Origin of the sequence: Micromonospora sp. CB01531 (genome assembly GCF_001905095.1) — a bacterium.
In the GTDB taxonomy this organism is placed as follows: domain Bacteria; phylum Actinomycetota; class Actinomycetes; order Mycobacteriales; family Micromonosporaceae; genus Micromonospora.
In genome coordinates, this window is sequence record NZ_LWLS01000065.1 from 1 (window position 1) to 23,223 (window position 23,223).

Sequence of the window (23,223 nt, forward strand, 5' to 3'; positions counted from 1 at the left end):
CAGGTGCGATTCCTGCCCGCTACCCGGCAACCACGCCTCGCTAAAGGGATTGTCATTACTGACCTTCGGTCGGGAGTGCGACCGGGTCACGCCCAGGTCCTCCAGCAGATCGGCCACGGACTTCGAGGTCATCGAGGTGCCCCGGTCGGCGTGGACCACGTGTGGCACCCCGTGCACGGTAAACACCTGGCGCATCATGTCCTCGGCCAGGGGTCCGGACTCGCGGGAGTGCACCCGGACTCCGACGATGTAGCGGGAGTACACGTCGATCATCACGTAGGCGTCGTAGTACACGCCCTTGACCGGGCCGGCGAGTTTGGTGATGTCCCACGAGTACACCTGCCCCGGGCCGGTGGCCACCAACTCCGGACGGGTCCGGGGACGATGCCGGGCCTGCCGGCGGCGCTCACGAACCTGACGGTGCTCCCGCAGGATCCGGTACATCGTGGCGATCGACCCGACATACAGGCCCTGGTCCAGCAACACCGCGTACACCTGCGCCGGGGCGGCGTCGACGAACTGCGGACTGTCGAGCACCTGCAACACCGCCGCCCGTTCGACCGCGGACAGCGCGTTGGCCGGCGCCCGCCGCACCGGACGCAGCCCAGTTGGCCGCCGCCGGTCCCGATCCACGCTCGCGCGGGCGATACCGGTCACCCGCGCCGCAGCACGCGTCGAGGTCCCGCCGGCGGTCAGCGCATGATAGGCGGCCATCAGTGCCTGCCGAGCCCGAACACGTCCGGACCGTCCGGCTCGCTCCTGGAGATGTCCTCCAAGAGCTCGCGCGCTTTTCCCATGATCGTCAACGCCGTCTCGGTCCGCGCCAGCTTCGCCTGCGCCAACTCCAGCTCACGGCGCAACCGGGCGATCTCGGCCTGCTCCGCCGACGGCCTCCCGACCGTCTCCCCAGCCGGCTTGCCCTGCAACAAACCCGCGTCACGGGCCCGGCGCCACTCACTCATCAACGACGAGTACAACCCCTGCTCACGCAGGAACGCGCCACCCTCACCCCCAGCCACGGCCTGCTCGTAACGGGTCAACAGGTCCAGCTTCTGCGCCGGCGTGAACGACCGACGTGCCCGCGGCCCGTCCGACCGCGGACCTCGCTTACGACTCATGACCCCATCATCCTGGGCCGACGCGGTACCAACAGAAACGCTCAACGCTTCTCAATCCCTGATCTCGCCCTGTCAGCGGAACTTGCTACGAGCCGCTGGCCTCAACTCACCCTGGCAGACAGGGTCCGGGCAGCCTGACCGATGGTGGTTCACACGCTACGAACTTGATGACGCAGACGATTCAGCCGGGGCGGCGCGCTGCCGCCGCCGATGTCGATGAATCGTCTACGACATCAAGTTCGTAGTGCCTCAGGGAGAAGGTCCTGTCCCCTCGTTTATCGAGCGAGCTTGCGGCCGGTCAGGCGAACGCTTACCAGGGCCCGTTCTTCGCAGGCGAGCATGGTGTCGGACGGGTCGGGTTGAATACGGATGATGCCGCTGACGATCGGACCCGCGTTCACCATCCCCGGCTACACGACCATTGCTTCGCCGGATCACGACAACGAGTACGACGCGCCCGTTCACGGCGCGGACGACGCGGTAAGGCATCCGGCCTTCTGGTTCCACTACCTGTCCGATCCCCTCGGCAAGGTACGGGAGGCGGAGAGGGCCTTCCAGGTCGCCCGCGTGGAATACGACGCAATGCTCGCCGCGCTTTGCGACCCCGAGCGGTGGCTGGTGATCTCGGTGCGGCTCGCCGAGGATCGCTGGCTCAGGATCGTGTACCGCAACCTCGAGGAGGAGATGGGACTCGACTTCGTGGAGCAGCGGCCGGACCGACCGGTGGAGCTGGTCGCTTCGGTCGAGGGCCATGGATTCTCATCCGCCATGACCTGGGCGGAGCTACTGGCCGCGGCCGCGCTGCCGGACGACCGGCTGACGTGGGCGCAGCGCCTCATGCTGATGTTGCCGATGCTCGGTCCGCAGGAGCTTCCAGATGACGCCGGCGCGGTGGTGAACAAGGCGCTGGAAGGGATCGGCGCGGGAAATCGAACCGCCCTGACGGCGGCGCTGCTGGATCGCCTTGACTGGCGTACCCACCAGCAAGCAGCCGATTAACGCCTCAACCGGGAGAGGATGGCCGACCAGGCTCGACCGCCAAAGCGGAGAGTCGGCCCGGATTGGTTCTTGTCCCGCCAGCCGAGCGATGGCGGCGGATGATGGCGACGCTCACACCGGCACGGGGCAGGTGGCGGCGCGAAAGCTCCATAGACTGCCGTCATGGTGACGTCACCGCCCGTCGTCGAGGAGTTCGGCCGGGAACTCGCGGCGCTCGGCTGGGTCAGCGGGCTGCTGGTCGCCGGATCGCTGGCGACCGGCGACTACATACCCCGGGTCAGCGACCTCGACCTGGTCGCCCTGGTCGATGGTCCCGTCGAGGAAGCCCGGCAGGCCGCGCTCGCCGACGTGCACCGGCGCCTCGACGCCGGCACCGGCTCAGGGCTGAACCTCGGCTGCGTCTACGTCGACACCGCGATTGCGCTCGACGTCGGGGTGCGGCATCCGACCTGGACCCACGGGCAGCTCGTCCAGCGGATCCTCTCCGGGATCACCCGGGCCGAGCTGGTCCGGCACGGGTACCCGATCTTCGGCCCCGTTCCCCGCGACATCTTCCCCCCGATGAGCAACGACGACGTACGGGCCGCCGCGCACGCCGAACTCACCGGCTACTGGGCCTGGGCCGCCCGGCGTCCGTGGCTGTGGTGGGACCCCGTCATCGCCGACCTCGGTCTCACCTCGATGGCCCGGGGGCGCCACGCGCTCGGCACCGGCGAACTGCTCACCAAGTCCGGAGCCGTCCAACAGGCCGCCGCCCCGGCCTGGCTGATCGAGCAACTTGCCGCCCGACGCCGAGGGGAGAGCATGCCCTCGCCCCGGCTCCGCACCGCCCTGATCGCCTGGCGGGACGCCCGGCGGACCGTCGCCCGGGCACGAAGGGAGGGGCAATGACCACCGCGGCCACCTACGCGAGGTTCGGCGCCCGCGAGGCGTACGGGGTGTCCCCCGCGTACGAGCGGCTGGCCCTGGCGGTGTCCCAGGACGGTGAGTTGCTCGCCCTGCTGGAGGCGCTTCCACCCGCCAAGCGGCAGCCGAACCTGCTGTTCGCCGTGGTCCGCCTCCTCGGCGGGCCGGTCGAGGATCCGGCCGCGTTCCACGCCTACACCTTGGCGCACTGGCCGGCGATCGAGGCGGAGCTGCGTACCCGGTCGACCCAGACGAACGAGGCCGGCCGGTGCGCCGTACTGCTGCCGGTGCTCGCCGCGCTGCCGCAGCCGCTCGCGTTGCTGGAGGTCGGCGCGTCCGCCGGCCTGTGCCTCTACCCGGACCGCTACGCCTACCGCTACGGCGAGCACCTGCTCGGCGGGGGCGAGCCGGTCCTCGACTGCGCGGCCACGGGAATAGTGGTGCCGGATCGCCTGCCCGAGGTGGTGTGGCGGGCCGGCCTGGATCTGAACCCGCTCGACGTGACCGACCCGGCGGACGTGGCGTGGCTGGACGCCCTCATCTGGCCCGAGCACACCCACCGCCGTATCCGGTTGCGGGCCGCCACGGCGGTCGCCGCGGCCGACCCGCCGCTGCTCGTCCGGGGTGACCTGGTGGACGACCTGCCGGCGCTGGCCGCGCAGGCACCAGCCGGCGCCACCCTGGTGGTGTTCCACACCTCGGTGCTGTATCTGGTGCCGGCGTCCCGCCGGGCCGCGTTCGCCGAGGTGGTACGCGCGCTGCCCGGCCACTGGATCGCGAACGAGGCGCCGGACGTGCTGCGCTACGACGCCCTGCCGGCGCCGCCGACCGAGGTACATCACAACGTGCTCGCGTTGGACGGCAGGCCGCTCGCCTGGACCCGCGGGCACGGCCAGGCGATCACCTGGTTCGGGTAGCGCCTCCGGCGCCCGGGCTGGCGGCCCCAGCAGGTGCTGGAACGCATCGACCAGCCGGTGGAACGGGTCGGCACGCTCGTCGGCTTCGCCTCCCCGACCGCCTTCCGCCAGCTCGTCGGCGTCCCACCCCGCGCCCTACCGCGCCGCCTTCCCGCCCGCGCCGCGCGCCGGCCTCTCCTCGCCCTCGTCGGGAGTGAGGGAGGCGAGGCGGGTGGCGAGGTAGGCGCGTTCGGTGTCGTTGTCGACCAGGGCCAGGGCCGCCCGGTACGCCTCCGCCGCCTCCTGGTGGCGGTCGAGGCGGCGGAGCAGGTCGGCGTGGATCGCCGGCAGGTAGTGGTAGCCGGCCAGCCGGGCGTCCCGCGCCAGCGCGTCGACCTCGACCAGGGCGGCCGCTGGGCCGTCGGCCATCGACACCGCCACGGCCCGGTTGAGCGCGACGACCGGCGACGGCCAGCGCTTCGACAGCTCGTCGTAGAGGCGTACCACCTGGGGCCAGTCGGTCGCGGCGTAGCTGGGCGCGACGGCGTGCAGCGAGCCGATGGCCGCCTGGAGCGCGTACCGGCCGACGCGGCCGGTCCGGAACGCGCCGAGGACCAGGCCGTTGCCCTCCTCGATGGCGGCCCGGTCCCAGGCGGACCGGTCCTGCTCCGCCAGCACCAGCAGCCGCCCCTCGGCGTCGGTACGGGTGGCCCGCCGGGCGTCGGTGAGCAGCAGCAGCGCGAGCAGCCCGCGTACCTCCGGCTCGTCGGGCATGAGGGCCAGCAGCATGCGGGTCAGGTGCAGCGCCCGGTCCACCAGGTCGGCCCGGACCAGTTCGGTGCCGGAGGGGGCGGTGTGCCCGGTCGTGTAGAGCAGGTGGATGACGGTCAGCGCCGCGTCCAGCCGCTCGGGCAGCTCGGCGGCCTCCGGCACCCGGTAGGGGATCCGGGCGGCGGCGATCTTCTTCTTGGCCCGGGTGACCCGGGCGGCCATGGTCGACTCGGAGACGAGGAACGCCCGGGCGATGTCGCCGGTGCTCACCCCGCAGACCAGGCGCAGGGTCAGCGCGACCTGGGCCTCCCGGGCCAGCGCCGGGTGGCAGCAGGTGAAGACCAGCCGTAGCCGGTCGTCGGGCACCGCGTCCTCGCCGGGCTCGTCCGCCACCTCGGCCTCCACCGGCTCCACCAGCAGCGGCAGCTTGGACCGGAACACCTTCTGCCGCCGCAGCACGTCGAGGGCCCTGCGCTTCGCGGTCGCGGTCAGCCAGGCGCCCGGCTTGTGGGGTACGCCGTCTCGCGCCCAGGCGTCCAGCGCGGCCAGGTACGCGTCCTGCACGCACTCCTCGGCGACGTCGAGGTCATCGGCGACGCGCGCCGTCGCGGCGAGCACGAAGGCCCACTCGCGACGGTGCGCGTCCGCCACGGCGCGTTCGGCCGCGGTCGTGCCGGCGTCGGTCACTCGGCCGGCGGGACGAACAGCGGCCGGACCTCGACGCCGCCGTCGATGGTTGCCGGGTTCAGCTTGGCGATCTTCAAAGCGACGTCCAGGTCGGGCGCCTCCAGGACGAAGAACCCGGCGACGACCTCCTTGGCCTCGATGAACGGGCCGTCGGTGACGAGGTCGCCGCGGACCGCCGTGGCGGTGGTGCTGGGCTGCAGCGCGAACCCCGTGACGATCCGGCCGCCCAGCTCCTCGACCTGAGCCGGGTAGCGCTCAAGCAGCGCCAGGTAGTCGGGCGTGATCTCCGTCGGGTCGGCCGGCGCGGGCGAGTAGATCAGGACTGCGTACTGGGTCATCGGATTCTCCTCGGGTTGTCGTTTCCCTCTGCTGCCTCACCGACGGACGGTTCCCGCCCGATTCGACAACACCCCGGGGAAATTTTCTTGCCCGGGCTGTGCGGCGGGTGCGGGGGCCGCCGGGGCAGCGGATGATCACGTACGCTGCCGTCCGGCGCGTCCGACGACAAGGCGAAGGCGGCTATGGCGATCAATGATGGGCTCGGCCAGCGCCGGGTCACCGTTGTGGCAGTAGCGGTCACCGTAACCCTCGCACTCACCAGCGGTTGTTCTCTCCAGCGACGTGCGGCCGACCAGGCGGCACCCCGAACCTCGACAGCCGCGGCGGCACCGTCGGATGGGCCTGCCACGCTGCCCTGGGCGTCGGCGATGGTGGCTCGAAATGGCACCGACATCACCGTGTACAGCGGTCCGGGCGACGTCCCATGCAAGGAGCTCTGGCAACCGCAGGCCACGATCACTGAGCAGAAGGACGCCCAGGTGATCATCTCGGTGAACGCTCGCATCATTGGTGCAGTCGACTGTGCCGCCAGCGGTGGTGCCGTTCCCGTCGTCGTCTCGCTGCCGAAGCCGCTCGGTGGCCGGGTGCTCCGCGACGCCGCCACCGGACTGACCCCGCCGATCTACTTCGAGCGTGATCTGCCGGACCTGCGCTCGGACAAGCGGTGGCGTCCGTTCTCGTCACACTGGATGTCGACCGACGAGGGCTGGCATCAGGGCTACAACGGCCCCGGCGGCTCAGCGCTGCTCGTGAGCGCGCAGCGCACTGCGGGAGTGAACCTCCCCGACCGTGTCGGGACCTTCTCGATCGGCTCGCGTCACGGCACCGTCACTGGTGATCCAGGAAGGTCATGGACGGTGTGGTGGGAGGTCGGCAAGGTGACCTACTCCCTGCGGCTGGAGCCAGCCGAGGGTGGCACGTTCACGCTGAAGCAGTTCAAGCAGGAGATCGCCAGTTTGCGCTGGAGCTGACGCCTCCCGGACGCCGGGTACGTCAGGCGTTGGCCGCGAAGGCCGGAGCCGTTCGTCGCGTACCTGACCCGGCTCGGGGCCGGGACGGATCCGGCCGGCGACTAGGGTTTCCGGTCGTGACCGAACCGACCTGGCTGACCGAGACCCGCGCCGCGTACGACACGGTCGCGGTGGACTACGCCCGGCTGCTCCCCGAGGTGGTGGAGGGCCCGCTCGACCGGGGCATGCTGACCGCGTTCGCCGAGCAGGTCGGGCCCGGCCGACCGGTGTTGGAGGTGGGCTGCGGGACCGGCCGGGTCACCGCCCACCTGCGCGACCTCGGGCTGGACGTGGCCGGCGTCGACCTCTCGCCCGGCATGGTCGAGGTAGCCCGCCGGACGTACCCGGAGCTGCGCTTCGACATCGGCTCGATGACCGACCTGGCGATGCCGGACGCCCGGCTGGCTGGGCTCGTCGCCTGGTACTCGATCATCCACCTGCCGCCTGAACTGCTGCCCGTCGTGTTCGCCGAGTTTCACCGGGTGCTCGCGCCGGGCGGGCACCTGCTGCTCGCGGTCAAGGCCGGCGACCAGCGGATCCGCCTCGAGCAGGCGTACGGCCACACCGTCTCGTACGACGTGCACTGGCTGCCGCCGGACCGGCTCGCCGACCAGTTGGCCGAGGCCGGGTTGACCGTGCGGGCCACGCTGGTCCGCGAGGCGGAGGCCGGCTTCGAGCGGGGACCGCAGGCGTTCCTCCTGGCCACCCGTCTGGACGGCGGGGTGGACCGATGACCGTCGCGCTGTTCACCCTCGGCGGCACGATCGCCATGGCCGGGACCGGCGGCCAGGGGGTGGTCAACCGGCTCACCGGGGCCGAACTCACCGCCGCCGTGCCGGGGCTCGCCGACATCCCGCTCGATGTCCACGACGTGCAGGCGGTGCCGAGCGCCGCGCTGACGTACCGGCAGGTCCTGGATCTGGTGGACGCGGCGGGCGCGGCGGTGGCGGCCGGGGCGACCGGCGCGGTGGTCACCCAGGGCACCGACAGCCTGGAGGAGACCGCGTTCCTGGCCGACCTGGTCTGGCCGCACGAGGCGCCGCTGGTGCTCACCGGCGCGATGCGCAACCCCACCCTGGCCGGCCCGGACGGCCCGGCGAACCTGCTCGCCGCCGCCCGGGTCGCCGCCGCGCCGGCCGCGCGCGACCTCGGCGTGCTGGTCGCGTTCAACGACGAGATCCACGCCGCGCGGCACGTCCGCAAGACCCACAGCACCAGTACGGCCACCTTCGCCTCGCCCAACGCCGGCCCGCTCGGCCACGTCATCGAGGGAGAGGTACGGCTGCTCACCCGGCCGCCCCGGCGCGCCCCGCTGCCGCCGGTGGACGTCGACCGGCTCGCCGCCACCCGGGTGGCGCTGCACACCGTCACCCTCGACGACGACGTGGCGCTGCTCGAAGCGGTGGCCCGCGATCTCGACGGGCTGGTGGTCGCCGGCTTCGGGGTGGGGCACGTGTCGCCGGACTTCGCCCCGGCGCTCGGCGCGCTGGCGGAACGGATGCCGGTGGTGCTCACCTCGCGGACCGGGGCCGGTTCGGTGCTGCGGCACACGTACGGGGCGGTCGGCTCGGAGACCGACCTGCTCCGGCGGGGGCTGGTCTGCGGCGGGCTGCTCGACCCGTACAAGGCGAAGGTGCTGCTCCGGCTCCTGCTGGCCGGCGGCGCCGACCGCGCCGAGGTCCACGCCGCCTTCCACCGGTACGGGTGATCCCGCACCGAACCGTCCGGGACGGGCGCGAAGCGGCTCTCCGTAGACTCGCCCGGTGAGCGGAGAGCGACGACCCTTGGCGGCGCGGCCGTTGACCGAGCCGCACCCGTCCCGGCTGTCGCCCGAGCACCCGCACCGGGAACGGATCCTGGCCGCCCACGCGGCGGCGCTGGCCGCCGGGGAGGCCGGCTACCTCGATCCGGAGAGCGGGCTCTTCGTGCTCAGCGCCGGGTTCCTCGCCCGACGGGGCACCTGCTGTGGCCGTGGCTGCCGGCACTGTCCGTACGTGGACGATTGAGGACTTCCCTCCCACGCGGGCACGCCGTACGGTGTCCGACGGACGTCCGGCGGCATCCCGCCGGCGAGGTGGGGGGATGACGTGGGCGCCCGGACCTGGCTGGCCGCTTCGGCCGTACTGCTGACCGCCGGCTGTGCCGCGGAGGCCACCCCGGTGGCGCTGCCGCCCGCGGCACCGGCGCCGGTGGAGGTGGCGGCGGCGTCCTCCGGCGGCGCGTGCCGGCTGCTCGACTTCGGGGTGATCGCCAAGCACACCGGGGCGCGGTTCGACGTCGCCGCCGCCGTGGAGCAGGGGGACACGCACGTCTGCGTGGTACGCGCCGAGCGGAAACTCCTGCCGGAGTTGACCCTCACGGTCACCGACACGTCGATCGACACGTCGGGGTTCACCCAGGACGTGCTGCCCCGGGGTGCCACGAAGGTCAGCAAGCTGGGGAAGATCGCCTACCGGCAGAAGCTGCCGAAGAGCGGCAAGGCCGGCCCGGGGGCGGAGGTGGGCTGGCTCGCCACCGAGGGGCGGCTGGCCACCCTGCGTTGGACCTGCCCGGCGGGGACCGACCCGGCGGAGGCCGAGCAGATGACCGGCAAGCTGGTCAACCTGGCCAAGGCGGTGGACACCCGCCGGCTGTGACCGGCGGGGTCGGTGAAGATCCTGACCGGCGGGTCAGCGGGCCGCGACGAACACCCGGGAGGCCACCTCGCGGGGGAGCCGGACCCGGTCGCCGGAGCGGTCGATCGAGACGCCGTCGCGCTCCTGGGCCACGGTCACCGTGGCGCCCGGGTCGACGCCGGCCGCGTGCAGCTGCCGGAGCACGTCCGCGTCGGTCTGCACGCTCTCGCAGATCCGCCGCACCACCACCGGGCCGGCGAGGCCGGGGAAGGCGAGGTTGCGCTCGGTCTCGGCGGGCTCGGCCTCCGGCTGGCCCGGCTCGCCCAGCTCCTCCAGCCCTGGGATCGGGTTTCCGTACGGCGAGCGGGTGGGGCGGTTGAGCAGGTCGTAGACCCGCTTCTCCACCGCGTCGCTCATCACGTGCTCCCATCGGCAGGCCTCGTCGTGGGCCTCCTCGTAGGGCATCCCGATCACGTTCACCAGCAGCAGCTCAGCCAGCCGGTGCTTGCGCATGACCGACACCGCGGTGCCGCGGCCCAGCGGGGTGAGCGCCAAGTGCCGGTCGCCCTCGACGGTGAGCAGGCCGTCCCGCTCCATCCGGGCGACGGTCTGGCTGACGGTGGGGCCGCTCTGCTTCAGCCGCTCCGCGATCCGGGCGCGCAGCGGCGGCACCCCCTCCTCTTCCAGCTCGAGGATGGTGCGCAGGTACATCTCGGTCGTGTCGACCAGATCATGTCGATCGTGGCGCATCACTGCCTCCTCTCGGCGGAGGTAGTTCCGCGCTCACTCGTGTCGACCAGGTCATGCTTCACGTCAGCGGCCTCCCGGTGATCGATGTTACCCCGGAGCTGCGACGATCGGCCGACGCCGAACCGTGGGGTCGATGCCCGGATGGTGTTGACTGGACCGCATGTCCGGAACCGATGATCTGCTGATCGAGCCCGACCGGCTCGCCGCCGAGCTCGACCGTGCCGACCCGCCCACCCTGCTCGACGTCCGGTGGCGGCTCGTCGGGCCGCCCGGCCGGGACGACTACGCCGCCGGCCACCTGCCGGGCGCCGTCTTCGTCGACCTGGACACCGAGCTGTGCGGCCGACCGGGTGCCGCCGGCCGGCACCCGCTGCCCGACCCCGCCGCGCTCCAGGCCGCGCTGCGGGCCGCCGGGGTCCGCGCCGGTCACCCCGTCGTCGTGTACGACGGCGGCGACGGCATGTCCGCCGCCCGGGCCTGGTGGACGCTGCGCTGGGCCGGCCACCGGGCGGTGCGGGTGCTGCACGGCGGCTTCCCCGGGTGGGTCGCCGCCGGGCTGCCCGTCTCCACCGAGGCGCCCACACCGGCTCCGGGCGACGTCACCGTCGCGCCGGGCGCGCTGCCCGTGCTCGACGCGGGGGAGGCGGCCCGGCTGGCCGCCGCGGACGCCGGGGTGCTGCTGGACGTGCGGGCCGCCCCGCGCTACCGGGGCGAGACCGAGCCGATCGACCCGGTCGCCGGGCACGTGCCGGGCGCGGTGAACCTGCCCGCCCCGGAGTACGTCACCGACGGCCGGTTCCCCACCGCGGAGGCGCTGCGCGAGCGGTTCGCCGCCGCCGGGGTTGCCGAGGGTGCGTCGGTCGGGGCGTACTGCGGCTCCGGGGTGACCGCCGCGCAGGCGGTGCTGGCCCTGCACCTGGCCGGTCGGCCGGACGCCGCCCTGTACGTCGGCTCGTGGAGCAACTGGGTGGCCGACCCGGACCGTCCGGTGGCCACCGGTGGGCCGTCCGGCCGCTAGCGGTGCGGACGGTGGGCGGGGTCTTGGACCCGTGCGACGATGAGCCCATGGCCGACGACACGGTGGTGGTGTGGGACGAGGCCCTGCTCGCCTACGACATGGGTGACCATCCGCTCGACCCGGTCCGGGTGGAGTTGACCATCGCGCTGGCTCGCGAACTCGGCGTGCTGGACCGGCCCGGGGTGCGGCTGGTCAAGCCGGAACCGGCCGACGACGAGCTGCTGAGCCGGGTGCACGACCCCCGTTACCTGGACGCGGTGCGGGCCGCCCCGCGCGATCCGCTGTTCGCCGGTTTCGGCCTGGGCACCTCGGACAATCCCGTCTTCGACGGCATGCACGAGTCGAGCGCGCTGGTCGCCGGGGCGAGCGTGGCCGCCGCCGAGGCGGTGTGGCGCGGGGAGGCCCGCCGGGCGGTCAACGTGGCCGGCGGGCTGCACCACGCCATGCCGGACCGGGCCGCCGGGTTCTGCGTCTACAACGACCCCGCCGTGGCCATCGCCCGCCTGCTCGACCTCGGCGCGGAGCGGATCGCGTACGTGGACGTGGACGTGCACCACGGCGACGGCGTGCAGGAAATCTTCTACCACGACCCGCGGGTGCTCACGATCAGCCTGCACGAGACCCCGCTGGCGCTCTTCCCGGGCACCGGGTTCCCCGACGAGACCGGCGGGCCGGGCGCGGAGGGGACCGCCGTCAACGTGCCGCTGCCGCCGGGCGTCGGCGACGCCGGCTGGCAGCGCGCCTTCCACGCCATCGTGCCCTCGGTGCTGCGGGCGTTCCGGCCCCAGCTCCTGGTCACCCAGTGCGGGGCCGACGGCCACCGGCTCGACCCGCTGGCCGACCTGCGCCTGTCCGTGGACGGGCAGCGGGCCACCTACCTGGCGCTGCGGGCGCTCGCCGACGGGCTGTGCGACGGCCGCTGGGTGGCCACCGGCGGCGGGGGGTACGCGCTGGTCGAGGTGGTGCCCCGGGCGTGGACGCACCTGCTGGCCGTGGCCACCGGGGAGCCCCTCGACCCGGCCACGCTCACCCCGCCCGCCTGGCGCGAGTTGGCGGCGAAGCGGCGGCCCGGGCGTGAGGTGCCGCTGCGGATGACCGACGACGTCGACCCGGCGTATCAGCCGTGGCAGCCGAACGGCGAGCCGAACGCGGTGGACCGGGCCATCGCGGCCAGTCGCCGGTCGGTCTTCCCGCTGTTTGGGCTCGATCCGCACGATCCTCGCGACTGACCGGCGGTAGGGGAGGACCGACCGGTGACCACAGTCGAGCAACCGGTGGACGTGCTGCTCAGCGACGGCACGACCGTTCAGCTGCGACAGATCCGGCCCGACGACGGGCTGGGGATCGTGGCGATGCACGCGCGCTTCTCCGAGCGCACCCGCTACCTGCGCTACTTCTCGCCGTACCCGCGCATCCCGGAGCGGGACCTGCAACGCTTCGTCAACGTCGACCACCGCGACCGGGAGGCGTTCGTGGTGCTGGCCGGCGACCGGATCGTCGCGGTCGGCCGGTACGAGCGGCTCGGCCCCGGGTCGCCGGAGGCCGAGGTCGCCTTCGTGGTGGAGGACGCGTACCAGGGCCGGGGGATCGGGTCGGTGCTGCTGGAGCACCTGGCCGATACGGCCCGCCGGTTCGGCATCGTGCACTTCGTCGCCGAGGTGCTCCCCGCCAACGGGGCGATGCTGCGGGTCTTCTCCGACTTCGGCTACCAGGTCCAGCGCCAGTACGCCGACGGCGTGGTGCATCTGAGCTTCCCGATCGCCCCCACCGAGGCGACCCTGGAGGTGCAGCGCGGCCGCGAGCACCGGACCGAGGCCCGCTCGATCGCCCGGCTGCTCGCCCCACGCGGCATCGCCGTCTACGGCGCGAGCACCACTGGTCAGGGCGTCGGCGCGGCCCTGCTCGGGCACCTGCGCGACGGCGGGTTCACCGGCGCGGTCGTCCCGGTGCACCCGACGGCGGCGACCGTGGCCGGGCTGCCCGCGTACCCGTCGGCGGCCGACGCCGGGCTCGACGTCGACCTGGCGGTGGTGGCGGTGGCCCCGGAGGCGGTGACCGAGGTGGTCGCCGACGCGGCGCGGGCCGGCGCGCACGGCCTCGTGGTGATCTCGGCCGGCTTCGCCGAGGCCGGGCCGGCGGGCGCGGCCGCCCAGCGCGCCCTGGTCCGCGCCGCGCACCTGGCCGGCATGCGGGTGGTCGGCCCGAACTGCCTCGGCGTCGCCAACACCGACCCGGCGGTACGGCTCAACGCCACGCTCGCGCCGGTGCTGCCGGCCCGCGGCCGGGTCGGCGTATTCAGCCAGTCCGGCGCGTTCGGGGTGGCGCTGCTCGCCGAGGCGTCCCGGCGCGGGCTCGGCCTGTCCAGCTTCGTCTCCGCCGGCAACCGCGCCGACGTCTCCGGCAACGACCTGCTCCAGTACTGGCAGGACGACCCCGGCACCGACGTCATCACGCTCTACCTGGAGACCTTCGGCAACCCGCGCAAGTTCGCCCGGCTGGCCCGGCTGATCGGCCGGAGCAAGCCGATCGTGGCGCTCGCCTCGCTGGCCCGCCCGCCGGGCCTCGGTGACGGGCCGGGGCTGGATGCAGCGGCGGTCAGCGCGCTCTTCGCCCAGTCCGGGGTGATCCGGGTGGACACCGTCGCCGAGCTGCTCGACGTCGGTGTGCTCCTGGCCCACCAGCCGTTACCGGCCGGCCGCCGGGTCGCCGTGGTGGGCAACTCGTCGGCGCTGACCGGGTTGGCCGCCACCGCGTGCGCCGCCCAGGGCCTCGCCGTGGCCGACGGCTACCCGCACGACGTCGGCCCCCGGGCTGGTGCCGCCGAGTACGCCGCCGCGCTCGCCGCCTCCGCCGCCGACGAGCGGGTGGACGCCGTGGTGGCCGTCTTCGCGCCGCCGCTGCCCGGCCAGCTCACCGACCCGGAGGCCGACTTCACCGCCGCCCTGCCCGATGCGGCGACCGTCGGCAAGCCGGTGGTGGCGACCTTCCTCGCCGGCCGGGTGCCCGTCGGGGTGCCGGCGTACCCGAGCGTGGAGGAGGCGGTCCGGGCCCTCGCCCGGGTCACCACGTACGCCGACTGGCTGCGCCGCCCGCCGGGGGTGCTGCCCGAGCTGAACCGGGTGGACCGGGCGGCCGGGCAGGCCGCGCTGCGGATCGACGGTGCGGATCCGGCGGCGCTGCTCGGGGCGTACGGGATCGACCTGGTGGAGTCGGTGCCGGCGCGCTCGGCCGACGAGGCCGAGGTCGCCGCCGAGCGCCTCGGTTACCCGGTCGCCCTGAAGGCCGCCGCCCCGGGGCTGCGGCACCGCCTGGACCTCGGCGCGGTCCGCCTCGACTTGGCCGACCCGGCCGCGTTGCGCCGCGCGTACGCCGAGTTGGCCCCCGCCTTCGGCTTGGACGTCCTGGTGCAGCCGATGGTCCCGCCCGGCGTGGCCTGTGTGGTGGAGCTGGTGGAGGACCCGGCGTTCGGCCCGGTGGTCGGCTTCGGGCTGGGCGGCGTGGCGACCGAGCTGCTCGGCGACCGGGCCTGGCGCGCGGTGCCGCTGACCGACCGGGACGCCGCCGAGCTGGTCGACGAGCCCCGGGCGGCGCCGCTGCTGCGGGGGCACCGGGGCGGCGTGCCGGTGGATCGGGCGGCCCTGGTCGACCTGCTGGTGCGGGTCGGGCGGCTCGCCGACGAGCAGCCCCGGGTGCGCTCGCTTGCCCTCAACCCGGTGCTGGCCCGCCCGGACGGCATCTCCGTGCTGCACGCCACCGTCCGCACCGGTCTCGAGGCGCCCCGCCCGGACACCGGCCCGCGCCGCTTGTAGGGCAGGGCCGGGGCGAGCACCCCGGTGAACGGCCGGGACAGGCAGCGGAGGCCCCGGCGAACCGCCGGGGCCTCCGCTGGGATTGGCCCGCTCAGCAGGCGTACGCCTCCAGGCGGTTGGCCCGCTCCGGGGCGCGCAGCTTCAGCAGGGTGACCTTCTCGATCTGCCGGATCCGCTCCCGGGACAGGCCGAACTCGCGGCCCACCTCGTCGAGGGTGCGCTGCCGGCCGTCGTCCAGGCCGAACCGGAGCCGGATCACCGCCTGCTCCCGCTGGGAGAGGGTGGCCAGCACGATCCGTACCTCGTTGCGCAGCTCGCCGTTGGCGGCGGCGTCGCCCGGCTCCTCGCGCGGGTCCACCGCGGCGACGAAGTCACCGAGCGCGCTCTCGCCGTCGTCGCCGACCGCCTGGTCCAGGCTCACCGGCTCCCGGTCGTACGAGATCAGCTCGATCACCTGGAAATCGGGGATCTCCAGCGCCTGCGCCACCTCGGCGACGGTGGGCTCCCGGCCCAGCGTGGCCGACAGCTCGCGGCGCACCCGGACCATCCGGTTGACCTGCTCGACCATGTGCACCGGGATGCGGATGGTGCGGGCCTGGTCGGCCATGGCGCGGGTGATGGCCTGGCGGATCCACCAGGTGGCGTAGGTGGAGAACTTGTAGCCCTTGGTGTAGTCGAATTTCTCGACCGCGCGGATCAGGCCGAGGTTGCCCTCCTGGATCAGGTCGAGGAAGGCCATCCCGCGACCCGTGTAGCGCTTGGCGATGCTCACCACCAGCCGCAGGTTCGCCTCCAGCAGGTGGTCCTTGGCGGCCCGGCCCTCGGCCACGATCAGCTCCAGGTCGGCGCGCAACTCGGCGGAGACCGGGGTGCAGGTGGCCAGCTTCTCCTCGGCGAACAGGCCGGCCTCGATGCGCTTGCTGAGCTCGACCTCCTGCGCGGCGGTGAGCAGCTTGGTGCGTCCGATGCCGTTCAGGTACGCCCGGACCAGGTCCGTGGAGACGCCGCGCTCGTCGGTGGCGTCCAGGTCGGTCAGGGTGTCGGTGCCGTGCTCGGCGTCGATGGTGGCAGCCGGGCGGGTCTGGTGCTCGATCATCTGCTGGGCCATCTCTGTCTCTCCCCGTGGTCCTTCGTGCCGTACCGGTTCCGTGCCGCGTGCCGCGGCGGCGCCGGTACGAAACAGCTTGGCGGTCGGGGCGTGAAACGGGAGTGAGGCGATCGGGGAACCGACAGCAATCCGTGCGGAACGTCCGGTGTCGGTTGTCCGACCCGGTTACCGTGCCAGCGGCCGGCCACCGGGGTCCGGCAGCGCAGGCGATCGGAGGACGCGGTGGTCTTCAAGCGGCTCATGCAGGCGATGGGCGTGGGCGGTCCGTCGGTGGAGACGGTGCTGGCCAACCCGAACTGCCGCCCCGGCGGGCAGCTGGAGGGCCGGATCCAGGTGGTCGGCGGGGACCACCCGGTGGAGGTCACGTACGTGGCGCTCGGCCTGGTCACCCGGGTCGAGGTGGAGAGCGGCGACAACGAGTACGACACCACCCAGGAGTTCGGCCGCCGTCAGGTGACCGGCGGATTCCGGCTGGACCCGGGGCAGCGGTACGAGGTGCCGTTCCGCTTCGAGGTGCCCTGGGAGACCCCGCTGACCGACCTGTACGGCCAGCACCTGCACGGCATGACGATGGGGCTGCGTACCGAGCTGGAGGTGGCCCGGGCGGTGGACAAGGGTGACCTGGACCCGGTGGCGGTGCACCCGCTGCCGGCCCAGGAGCGGTTGTTGGAGGCGCTGCTGCGGCTGGGCTTCCGGTTCGCCCGGGCGGACGTGGAGCGCGGGCACCTCTACGGCGTGCACCAGCGCCTGCCGTTCTACCAGGAGATCGAGTTCCACCCGGCGCCGCAGTACGCGCACGCGATCAACCAGTTGGAGGTCACCTTCGTGACGGATCCGCACCAGGTGCAGGTGGTGCTGGAGCTCGACAAGCGGGGTGGCCTGTTCACCGAGGGCCGGGACGCCTTCGGCCGCTTCGCCGTCGAGCACGCCACGGTCGACCGCACCGACTGGACCGCCCAGCTCGACGCCTGGCTCCGCCAGTCCCTCCGCCGCCGCGGCCTCTTCTCCTGACCCGCCGAGATCCGTGTCGATCATGAGGTTGGCGGCAGCCACGGAGATCAAACCGACCGCCAACCTCGTGATCGACGGAGTGGGCGGAGGGGCTAGAGGTCCAGGATGATGGTGCGGGGGCCTACGTTGACGCTCTCGACCAGCATGTGCGCGCGGAACCTGCCGGTCTCGACCTTGGCGCCCCGGGAGCGCAGCTCCTCCACGACCGCGGTCACCAGGGGTTCGGCCTGCTCGGCGGGGGCGGCCGCCGTCCAGGTCGGCCGGCGGCCCTTGCGGGCGTCCCCGTACAGGGTGAACTGGCTGACTACGAGGATGGGTGCACCGGTGTCCGCGGCGCTGCGCTCGTCGTCCAGGATGCGCAGCTCGTGGATCTTGCGGGCCATGGTGGCCGCCACCTGTCGGGTGTCGGTGTGGGTGACCCCGAGCAGCACCAGCAGACCGTCGGCGATCTCGCCGACCACCTCACCGTCGGCGGTCACGCCGGCCCGGCCGACCGTCTGCACCACCGCCCGCATCAGGCCACCACCGGCTCGATGATGCCGCGCTCGACCAGGTGCGCCACGATCGGGCCGGCCGCCTCGGCCAGCTCGTCGGGGGTGACGTCGTGCGCGGCGGCGAGCAGGGCGAGCTGGTCCCGCAGCGGCAGCTTGCCGTCCGCGCCGCCGACCAGGGCGAGCACCAGCGGATCGATCTCCTCGGACCAGCGCAGCCCGTGCGGCATGGCGAGGACCTGCCGCTCCACCGCCCAGCCCTCGTCGCCCATGGTCGCCTCCTGCCGCAGCTGGAGCCCCTCGGCGGCCCGGTAGCGGGCGGCCAGCAGCCCGTCGGTGTCGCGGGTCCGCAGCCAGTCCTGGCGGTCGAACCACTCGGCGATCCGGTCGCCCATCGGTGGCTCCACCCGCTGGCGCAGGTCCTCCACCCGGACGGCCGGCTGGTCGTGGCCCGCGCGGCGCAGCGAGATGATGCCGAAGCCGATCGCCTCCACCTTGTGCGCGTCGAACCAGTCCAGCCAGGCCGCCATCCGGTGTGGGTCGGCGGCCTCCCCGACGTCGGTGAGCCACAGGTTGACGTACGCCATCGGGTCGGCCACCTCCCGCTGGATCACCCAGGCGTCCAGCCCGGTGCCGGCGAACCAGCCGGCCACCCGCTCGTCCCACTCCTCGCCGGTGACGTGCACCCAGTTGGCCAGGTACTGCATCGTCCCGCCCTCGGTGAGCAGGTGCGGGGCGGCGGCGGCCAGTTCGGCGCCGATCGCGTCGCCGACCCGCCCGGAGTCCCGGTAGACGTGTGTGGTGGTGCCGGGCCCGACCACGAACGGCGGGTTGCTGACCACCAGGTCGAACCGGCGTCCGGCCACCGGGGCCACCAGGTCGCCCTGGAGCAGTTCCCAGTCCTGCCCGTTGAGGGCGGCAGTGGTGGCGGCGAAGCGCAGCGCCCGCGGCGCGACGTCGGTGGCGGTGACCTTCCGGGCGTGGGTGGACAGGTGCAGGGCCTGGACGCCGGAGCCGGTGCCCAGGTCCAGCGCGGTCTCCACCGGACGGCGGACGGTCGCGCCGATCAGCGTCTGGGTGGCCCCGCCGATGCCGAGCACGTGCTCGGCGTGCAGCGGCTTGCCGGGCCGGGCGCTGGCCGGCACGTCGGCGAGCACCCACCACTCGTCCCCGTACGGCTCCAGGTCGACGCCGGCGCGCAGGCCGTCGCCGTGCCGCTCGACGATCCCGCCGGCGACGGCCTCCTCGACGGCCAGCGGGGCGAGCGCGGCGGCCACCGCCGGCTCCGGCTCGGTCTGGTCGCAGATGAAGACCCGGATCAGGGTGGCGAGCGGGTCCCGGTCCTCGGTGGCGCGCAGCGCCGCCCGGAAGTCGTTGCGGGCCACCCCGCCGGTGGCCTGCGGGCCGAGCCGGTCGGCGATGCCGTTGGCGGTGAAACGCGCCCGGGTCAGCGCGGTGCGCAGCGCGTCGACGCCCGCGGGGGAGAGCAGCATGTCATGACGGTCCACGTCGCCATCCTGCCTCCCCGGCGGCGCCGATGGCCCGGCACCCACGAGATCCATATCGCGCGACGAATTGATTGGAGATTATCTCTTTCATGGTTGTCGATGCCTGGCTACCATCTCCCCCAACATCTTCGATGGGTGCCCGGGTCACGAGCGCGGGCGCCCGGTAGGGAGCCAGACGATGTCCGACGTGTCCGTTCCTCGGCGTCGCGCGCTGCGCGCGCTCGCCGTCACGGCCGCCGCCGCGGCCCTCGCCGCCGCAGCCTCCACCCCCGCCCTCGCCGCGCCGACCGGCGACGTTCGCTACGCCGGCGCCCCGGACGCCATCAGCGGCAGCTACCTGGTGGTGCTCAAGGGCGACGCGGTCGGTGCCGCCAACAGCCTCGCCGCCCGCTCCGCGGTCCCGGACCGCGCCGCCGCCCTGGCGAAGCGCTACGGGGGCAACGTCGGCACGGTCTGGAGCGCCGCGCTGACCGGCTACAGCGCGAAGATGAGCGCCGCGCAGGCCCGTCGCCTCGCCGCCGACCCGGCCGTGGCGTACGTCGAGCAGGACCGCGTGGTGACCACCCAGGGCACCCAGACCGGCGCGACGTGGGGGCTGGACCGGATCGACCAGCGCAACCTGCCGCTGAACGGCACCTACACCTACCCGAACACGGCCACCAACGTGCGGGCGTACATCATCGACACCGGCATCCGGATCACGCACAGCGACTTCGGCGGCCGGGCGAGTTGGGGCACCAACACGGTGGACACCAACAACACCGACTGCAACGGCCACGGCACGCACGTCGCCGGCACGGTCGGCGGCAACACGTACGGCGTGGCCAAGGGCGTCCGACTGGTCGCGGTGAAGGTGCTCAACTGCGCCGGCAGCGGCAGCACCACCGGCGTGGTGAGCGGCGTCAACTGGGTGACCGCGAACGCGGTCAAGCCGGCCGTGGCCAACATGAGCCTCGGCGGCGGCGCCAGCACCAGCCTCGACAACGCGGTGGCCAACTCGATCGCCTCCGGCGTCACGTACGCCATCGCGGCCGGCAACTCCAGCGCCAACGCGTGCAGCTACTCGCCGGCCCGGGTCGCCTCCGCGATCACCGTCGGCGCCACGACCAGCACCGACGCCCGCGCCTCGTACTCCAACTACGGCTCCTGCCTGGACATCTTCGCGCCCGGCTCGTCGATCACCTCGGACTGGAGCACCAGCGACACGGCCACCAACACGATCAGCGGCACCTCGATGGCCACGCCGCACGTGGCCGGCGCGGCGGCGCTCGTGCTCAGCACCAACCCGTCGTACACCCCGGCGCAGGTGACCAGCTACCTGACCACCAACTCCACCGCCAGCAAGGTGACCAACCCCGGCACCGGCTCGCCGAACCGGCTGCTGTTCGTCGTCAACTGACGACCCGCCCCGCCAGCGGCCCGGTGGACCTCACCCCTGTCCACCGGGCCGCGTCGCGTGGCGCGGGGAGTCGGCTCGGCGAGCGGCGGCCCGACCGGCAGGATGGAGGCATGACGCTCTCCCTGCCCATCGACCCGCAGGCCAACGAACTGCTGGCCCGCAGCCCGCTCGCGCTGCTCCTCGGCATGGTGCTCGACCAGCAGGTGCCGATGGAGAAGGCGTTCTCCTCCCCGTACGTCCTCGCGCAGCGGCTGGGCCACGAGCCGGACGCCCGGGAGCTGGCCGGGTACGCCCCGGAGGCCCTGGTCGCCCTCTTCGCCCAGCCGCCGGCCCTGCACCGGTTCCCCAAGGCCATGGCGGCCCGGGTCCATGAGGTGTGCCAGGTCCTGGTCGAGCGGTACGACGGCGACCCGGCCCGGCTCTGGTCCGACGTGACCGACGGCCGGGATCTGCTGCGCCGGGTCGGCGAGTTGCCCGGCTTCGGCAAGCAGAAGGCGCAGATCTTCGTGGCCCTGCTCGGTAAGCGGTTCGGCATCACCCCGGACGGCTGGCGGGAGGCCGCCGGCGGGTACGGCGACGCGGAGGCGTACCGGTCGGTGGCCGACGTGACCGATCCCGAGTCGCTGCGCCGGGTCCGGGAGTACAAGCAGCGGATGAAGGCTGAGGCGAAGGCGGCGAAGAGCTGACGCGGGGCCGGCCGCCGGAGCAGCCCGCGCCGCCGATCTGACGGCCGCGTCAGGCAGCGTCGGGGCCGTGGTCAGCCGGGTCGGACGGCGGTCAGGCGGCGGTCGGGTGGGAGAGCGCGGCGAGCGCCCGCCGGACGTCGGCCAGGGAGACCGTCGCCGAGTCGTCCAGGTCGGCCAGGCCGGCCTCGATCCACTGCCGCATCAGCGTGGTCACGCCGATGCCGCGCGCCTCGGCGGCCGTGCGGACCCGTTCGTACGTCTCCAGCGGAAGGCGTACCGAGCGGCTGACCATCGGCACGTCGGAGTCGGGGGTGGGCAGCTCCGCCGGCTGTGTCTCGTCGATCAGGTCGGCGAGGGCGTCGCCGCCGTCGTGGAACCGCTTGGTCGCCTCGTTACGGTGCATCGTGACCGCCTCCTCGTCGGCGTGATCTCCGTACCGCGTCGTCGTAGCGCTTGGCCTCGACGTCGCTCAGTTCGCGGGCGGAGAGGATGTCCCAGTCGTTGTCGGTGCCGTCCGCCTCGGCCAGCAGTACGGCGAGGCGTCGCCCCCGGTGGTCGGTCGCGTAGACCACCATCACGTCGTCCCCGAGGTGCCGGATGACCCGTCGCGTGCTGTGCAGGGCCTCCCAGACTTCCCCGGGCGTGACGTCGTAGACCCGCAGGTTGGCCAGCGCCTCGTCGGTGAAGCTGAACCGGTTGGCCATGGCCCGAGCGTACCACGGGCGTAACACGCGCCCGGCTCGAGGCGATTTTCGCCGATCATCCGTCCCGAGTGACAGGATGAGGGGTAACCCCTTGAGGAGGTCGTGGTGAAGCGTCAGGCGTACGAGCCGATCCTGATCACCGACGCCGCGCGCAGCCAGGACGACCAGCTCAACAGCCGGCAGAAGCGCTATGTGCTGATGATGGGCATCCGGGTCGCGTGCCTGGTGGTCGGTGCGATCCTGGTCGGCGCGAAGGCACCCCTGCTCTGGCTCTGGCTGCCGCTGTGCGGCCTCGGGATGGTGCTCATTCCGTGGCTGGCGGTGCTGCTCGCCAACGACCGCCCGCCGAAGGAGCAGCACCGGCTCGCCAACAAGCTGCACGCCCGGCACGAGCCACCGCCGATGGCGCTCCCGGCCGAGGAAGGCCCGCACAAGGTCATCGACGCCGAGCCCTGACCGGTCCGGGCGCCCACACCCGGACCGGCCCGCCGTCAGGGGGTGGGGCGGGCGCCGACCGAGGAGACGGCGAGTGCGCCGAGGTCGCCGGCCCGGGACAGGGCCGCCCGCGGGTCCGCACCGCCCAGCCAGGTGAGGAGCAGCCCGGAGGCGAACGCGTCCCCGGCCCCGGTGACGTCCACCACGGGCACGCCGCGCGCGGGGGCCGCCTCGACCCGCCCGGTCCGGTCCACCCAGACCGCCCCGGCCGCGCCCCGCTTGACCACCACCCGGTGGGCCACCGCGGTCAGCGCCCGCGCCTGCGCCGCCGGGTCCAGCCCGCCGGCCAGCACGGTCGCCTCGTCCCGGTTGACCAGCAGCAGGTCGACGTCGCGTACCCAGGCCAGGAAGGCCGCCGCACCGACGCGCCGCAGCGGCGCCGCGGAGGCCGCGTCGACGCTGGTGGTCAGCCCGCGCTCGCGGGCGACGGCCAGCGCCCGCAGTCCCGCGCCGCGCGACCCGGCGTCGAGCAGGGTGTACGCGGACAGGTGCAGGTGCCCGGCGTCGGGCGCCGCCGCCAGGGCCCGGTCGACGTGCCCGGCGGTCAGCCGCAGGTTCGCCCCGCGCTGGCTGACCATGGTGCGGTCCCCGTCGTGGGCGAGCACGATCACGGTGCCGGTCGGGTAACCCTCGTGGCGCTCGACCGCGCAGGTCACCCCGACCCGCTCCAATTCGGCGACCCGGTCGCGGCCCGCCTCGTCGTCGCCGGTCGCGGCCACCAGCATGACGTCGGCACCCTGACCGGCCAGCCAGGCGGCGGTGTTGGCCGCCTGCCCGCCGCCGCTGAACCGGATCGCCGCCGCGGTGTCCGAGCCGGTCGCCAGCGGTCCGGAGAGCACCGCGACCACGTCGGTGATCACGTCGCCGACGACGACGATGCCGGGTGCCCGGCTCATGCCGCCA

Annotated in this window: 26 protein-coding genes; 15 read left to right on the top strand and 11 right to left on the bottom strand. The window is 73.6% G+C overall.

The annotated features are described in order from the left end of the window. Both A6A27_RS15595 and A6A27_RS15600 read right to left on the bottom strand, forming a co-directional pair. On the bottom strand, positions 1–714 hold a 714-nt coding region (locus tag A6A27_RS15595), incomplete at its 3' end, for an IS3 family transposase (protein ID WP_073835340.1). Beyond that, the gene (locus A6A27_RS15600) at positions 714–1,118 is read right to left on the bottom strand and encodes a transposase (protein ID WP_073835341.1); all 405 of its coding nucleotides are present in this window, start codon (positions 1,116–1,118) and stop codon (positions 714–716) included. The genes A6A27_RS15600 and A6A27_RS15595, both read right to left, overlap by 1 nt. 372 nt (positions 1,119–1,490) lie before the next feature. On the opposite strand from A6A27_RS15600, the gene A6A27_RS15605 reads away from it, so the two are divergent. From A6A27_RS15605 to A6A27_RS15615, 3 genes are all read left to right on the top strand, one after another. Further along, positions 1,491–2,117, top strand: coding sequence for a hypothetical protein (locus tag A6A27_RS15605; RefSeq protein WP_143194012.1), 627 nt, complete (start codon positions 1,491–1,493; stop codon positions 2,115–2,117). A gap of 162 nt (positions 2,118–2,279) precedes the next feature. Then, on the top strand, positions 2,280–3,008 hold the full coding sequence (locus tag A6A27_RS15610; protein ID WP_073835343.1) for a nucleotidyltransferase domain-containing protein: 729 nt from the start codon (positions 2,280–2,282) through the stop codon (positions 3,006–3,008). Further along, positions 3,005–3,940 carry a DUF2332 domain-containing protein gene (locus A6A27_RS15615; protein ID WP_073835344.1) on the top strand — a complete coding sequence of 312 codons (936 nt, stop codon included), beginning with the start codon at positions 3,005–3,007 and terminating at the stop codon, positions 3,938–3,940. Before A6A27_RS15610 ends, A6A27_RS15615 begins: the two co-directional genes overlap by 4 nt. 135 nt (positions 3,941–4,075) lie before the next feature. Here A6A27_RS15615 and A6A27_RS15620 read toward each other — a convergent pair whose 3' ends face one another. After that, positions 4,076–5,308, bottom strand: a complete 1,233-nt coding sequence (locus A6A27_RS15620) for an RNA polymerase sigma factor (RefSeq protein WP_073835434.1) — start codon at positions 5,306–5,308, stop codon at positions 4,076–4,078. A gap of 65 nt (positions 5,309–5,373) precedes the next feature. Next, complete coding sequence (locus A6A27_RS15625) at positions 5,374–5,715, bottom strand: YciI family protein (protein WP_073835345.1); 342 nt, start codon at positions 5,713–5,715, stop codon at positions 5,374–5,376. Between the two features lie 183 nt (positions 5,716–5,898). Here A6A27_RS15625 and A6A27_RS45895 point away from each other — a divergent pair, with 183 nt between their 5' ends. From A6A27_RS45895 to A6A27_RS15650, 5 genes are all read left to right on the top strand, one after another. Beyond that, entirely contained in the window at positions 5,899–6,687 is a 789-nt protein-coding gene (locus A6A27_RS45895; protein ID WP_143194013.1) for a hypothetical protein, read from the top strand. Between the two features lie 116 nt (positions 6,688–6,803). Continuing rightward, the gene (locus A6A27_RS15635; protein WP_073835347.1) at positions 6,804–7,460 is read left to right on the top strand and encodes a class I SAM-dependent DNA methyltransferase; all 657 of its coding nucleotides are present in this window, start codon (positions 6,804–6,806) and stop codon (positions 7,458–7,460) included. Further along, positions 7,457–8,434, top strand: a complete 978-nt coding sequence (locus A6A27_RS15640; protein WP_073835348.1) for an asparaginase domain-containing protein — start codon at positions 7,457–7,459, stop codon at positions 8,432–8,434. The genes A6A27_RS15635 and A6A27_RS15640 overlap by 4 nt, the downstream gene beginning before the upstream one ends. Positions 8,435–8,489: 55 nt before the next feature. Beyond that, entirely contained in the window at positions 8,490–8,732 is a 243-nt protein-coding gene (locus tag A6A27_RS15645; RefSeq protein WP_073835349.1) for a DUF5522 domain-containing protein, read from the top strand. A gap of 81 nt (positions 8,733–8,813) precedes the next feature. Then, positions 8,814–9,362, top strand: a complete 549-nt coding sequence (locus A6A27_RS15650; protein ID WP_073835350.1) for a hypothetical protein — start codon at positions 8,814–8,816, stop codon at positions 9,360–9,362. Between the two features lie 33 nt (positions 9,363–9,395). On the opposite strand, the gene A6A27_RS15655 is transcribed toward A6A27_RS15650, so the two are convergent. Beyond that, positions 9,396–10,091: a metal-dependent transcriptional regulator gene (locus tag A6A27_RS15655; RefSeq protein ID WP_073835351.1), complete on the bottom strand. Its 696-nt coding sequence runs from the start codon at positions 10,089–10,091 to the stop codon at positions 9,396–9,398. Positions 10,092–10,251: 160 nt separating this feature from the next. On the opposite strand from A6A27_RS15655, the gene A6A27_RS15660 reads away from it, so the two are divergent. From A6A27_RS15660 to A6A27_RS15670, 3 genes are read left to right on the top strand one after another with little or no spacing between them, the layout of a single operon-like run. Further along, positions 10,252–11,109 carry a sulfurtransferase gene (locus tag A6A27_RS15660; protein WP_073835352.1) on the top strand — a complete coding sequence of 286 codons (858 nt, stop codon included), beginning with the start codon at positions 10,252–10,254 and terminating at the stop codon, positions 11,107–11,109. Between the two features lie 47 nt (positions 11,110–11,156). Then, positions 11,157–12,338, top strand: coding sequence for an acetoin utilization protein AcuC (locus A6A27_RS15665; protein WP_073835353.1), 1,182 nt, complete (start codon positions 11,157–11,159; stop codon positions 12,336–12,338). A 24-nt stretch (positions 12,339–12,362) separates the two neighbouring features. Beyond that, positions 12,363–14,918 carry a bifunctional acetate--CoA ligase family protein/GNAT family N-acetyltransferase gene (locus A6A27_RS15670; RefSeq protein WP_073835354.1) on the top strand — a complete coding sequence of 852 codons (2,556 nt, stop codon included), beginning with the start codon at positions 12,363–12,365 and terminating at the stop codon, positions 14,916–14,918. 91 nt (positions 14,919–15,009) lie between these two features. Here A6A27_RS15670 and sigB read toward each other — a convergent pair whose 3' ends face one another. After that, positions 15,010–16,026: an RNA polymerase sigma factor SigB gene (gene sigB / locus A6A27_RS15675; protein WP_073835355.1), complete on the bottom strand. Its 1,017-nt coding sequence runs from the start codon at positions 16,024–16,026 to the stop codon at positions 15,010–15,012. 222 nt (positions 16,027–16,248) lie between these two features. Between sigB and A6A27_RS15680 the strand changes: the two genes are divergently transcribed. Further along, positions 16,249–17,037 (top strand): sporulation protein, encoded by a 789-nt coding sequence (locus A6A27_RS15680; protein ID WP_073835356.1) that lies wholly within the window; start codon positions 16,249–16,251, stop codon positions 17,035–17,037. A 92-nt stretch (positions 17,038–17,129) separates the two neighbouring features. Here A6A27_RS15680 and dtd read toward each other — a convergent pair whose 3' ends face one another. Further along, positions 17,130–17,552: a D-aminoacyl-tRNA deacylase gene (dtd, locus tag A6A27_RS15685; RefSeq protein ID WP_073835357.1), complete on the bottom strand. Its 423-nt coding sequence runs from the start codon at positions 17,550–17,552 to the stop codon at positions 17,130–17,132. Then, positions 17,552–19,036 (bottom strand): DUF7782 domain-containing protein, encoded by a 1,485-nt coding sequence (locus tag A6A27_RS15690; protein ID WP_198940315.1) that lies wholly within the window; start codon positions 19,034–19,036, stop codon positions 17,552–17,554. Before A6A27_RS15690 ends, dtd begins: the two co-directional genes overlap by 1 nt. Before the next feature lie 178 nt (positions 19,037–19,214). On the opposite strand from A6A27_RS15690, the gene A6A27_RS15695 reads away from it, so the two are divergent. Next, complete coding sequence (locus A6A27_RS15695) at positions 19,215–20,435, top strand: S8 family peptidase (protein WP_073835359.1); 1,221 nt, start codon at positions 19,215–19,217, stop codon at positions 20,433–20,435. A gap of 110 nt (positions 20,436–20,545) precedes the next feature. Continuing rightward, the gene (locus tag A6A27_RS15700) at positions 20,546–21,121 is read left to right on the top strand and encodes an HhH-GPD-type base excision DNA repair protein (RefSeq protein ID WP_073835360.1); all 576 of its coding nucleotides are present in this window, start codon (positions 20,546–20,548) and stop codon (positions 21,119–21,121) included. A 91-nt stretch (positions 21,122–21,212) separates the two neighbouring features. Here A6A27_RS15700 and A6A27_RS15705 read toward each other — a convergent pair whose 3' ends face one another. Then, a complete protein-coding gene (locus A6A27_RS15705; RefSeq protein ID WP_073835361.1) occupies positions 21,213–21,524 on the bottom strand; it encodes a hypothetical protein in 312 nt (103 codons plus the stop codon). Continuing rightward, positions 21,514–21,825 (bottom strand): hypothetical protein, encoded by a 312-nt coding sequence (locus tag A6A27_RS15710; RefSeq protein ID WP_073835362.1) that lies wholly within the window; start codon positions 21,823–21,825, stop codon positions 21,514–21,516. The genes A6A27_RS15705 and A6A27_RS15710 overlap by 11 nt, the downstream gene beginning before the upstream one ends. 105 nt (positions 21,826–21,930) lie before the next feature. Between A6A27_RS15710 and A6A27_RS15715 the strand changes: the two genes are divergently transcribed. After that, the gene (locus A6A27_RS15715) at positions 21,931–22,281 is read left to right on the top strand and encodes a DUF3099 domain-containing protein (RefSeq protein WP_073835363.1); all 351 of its coding nucleotides are present in this window, start codon (positions 21,931–21,933) and stop codon (positions 22,279–22,281) included. Positions 22,282–22,316: 35 nt separating this feature from the next. Here A6A27_RS15715 and A6A27_RS15720 read toward each other — a convergent pair whose 3' ends face one another. Further along, positions 22,317–23,216, bottom strand: a complete 900-nt coding sequence (locus A6A27_RS15720; protein ID WP_073835364.1) for a carbohydrate kinase family protein — start codon at positions 23,214–23,216, stop codon at positions 22,317–22,319. Positions 23,217–23,223 lie beyond the last annotated feature (7 nt).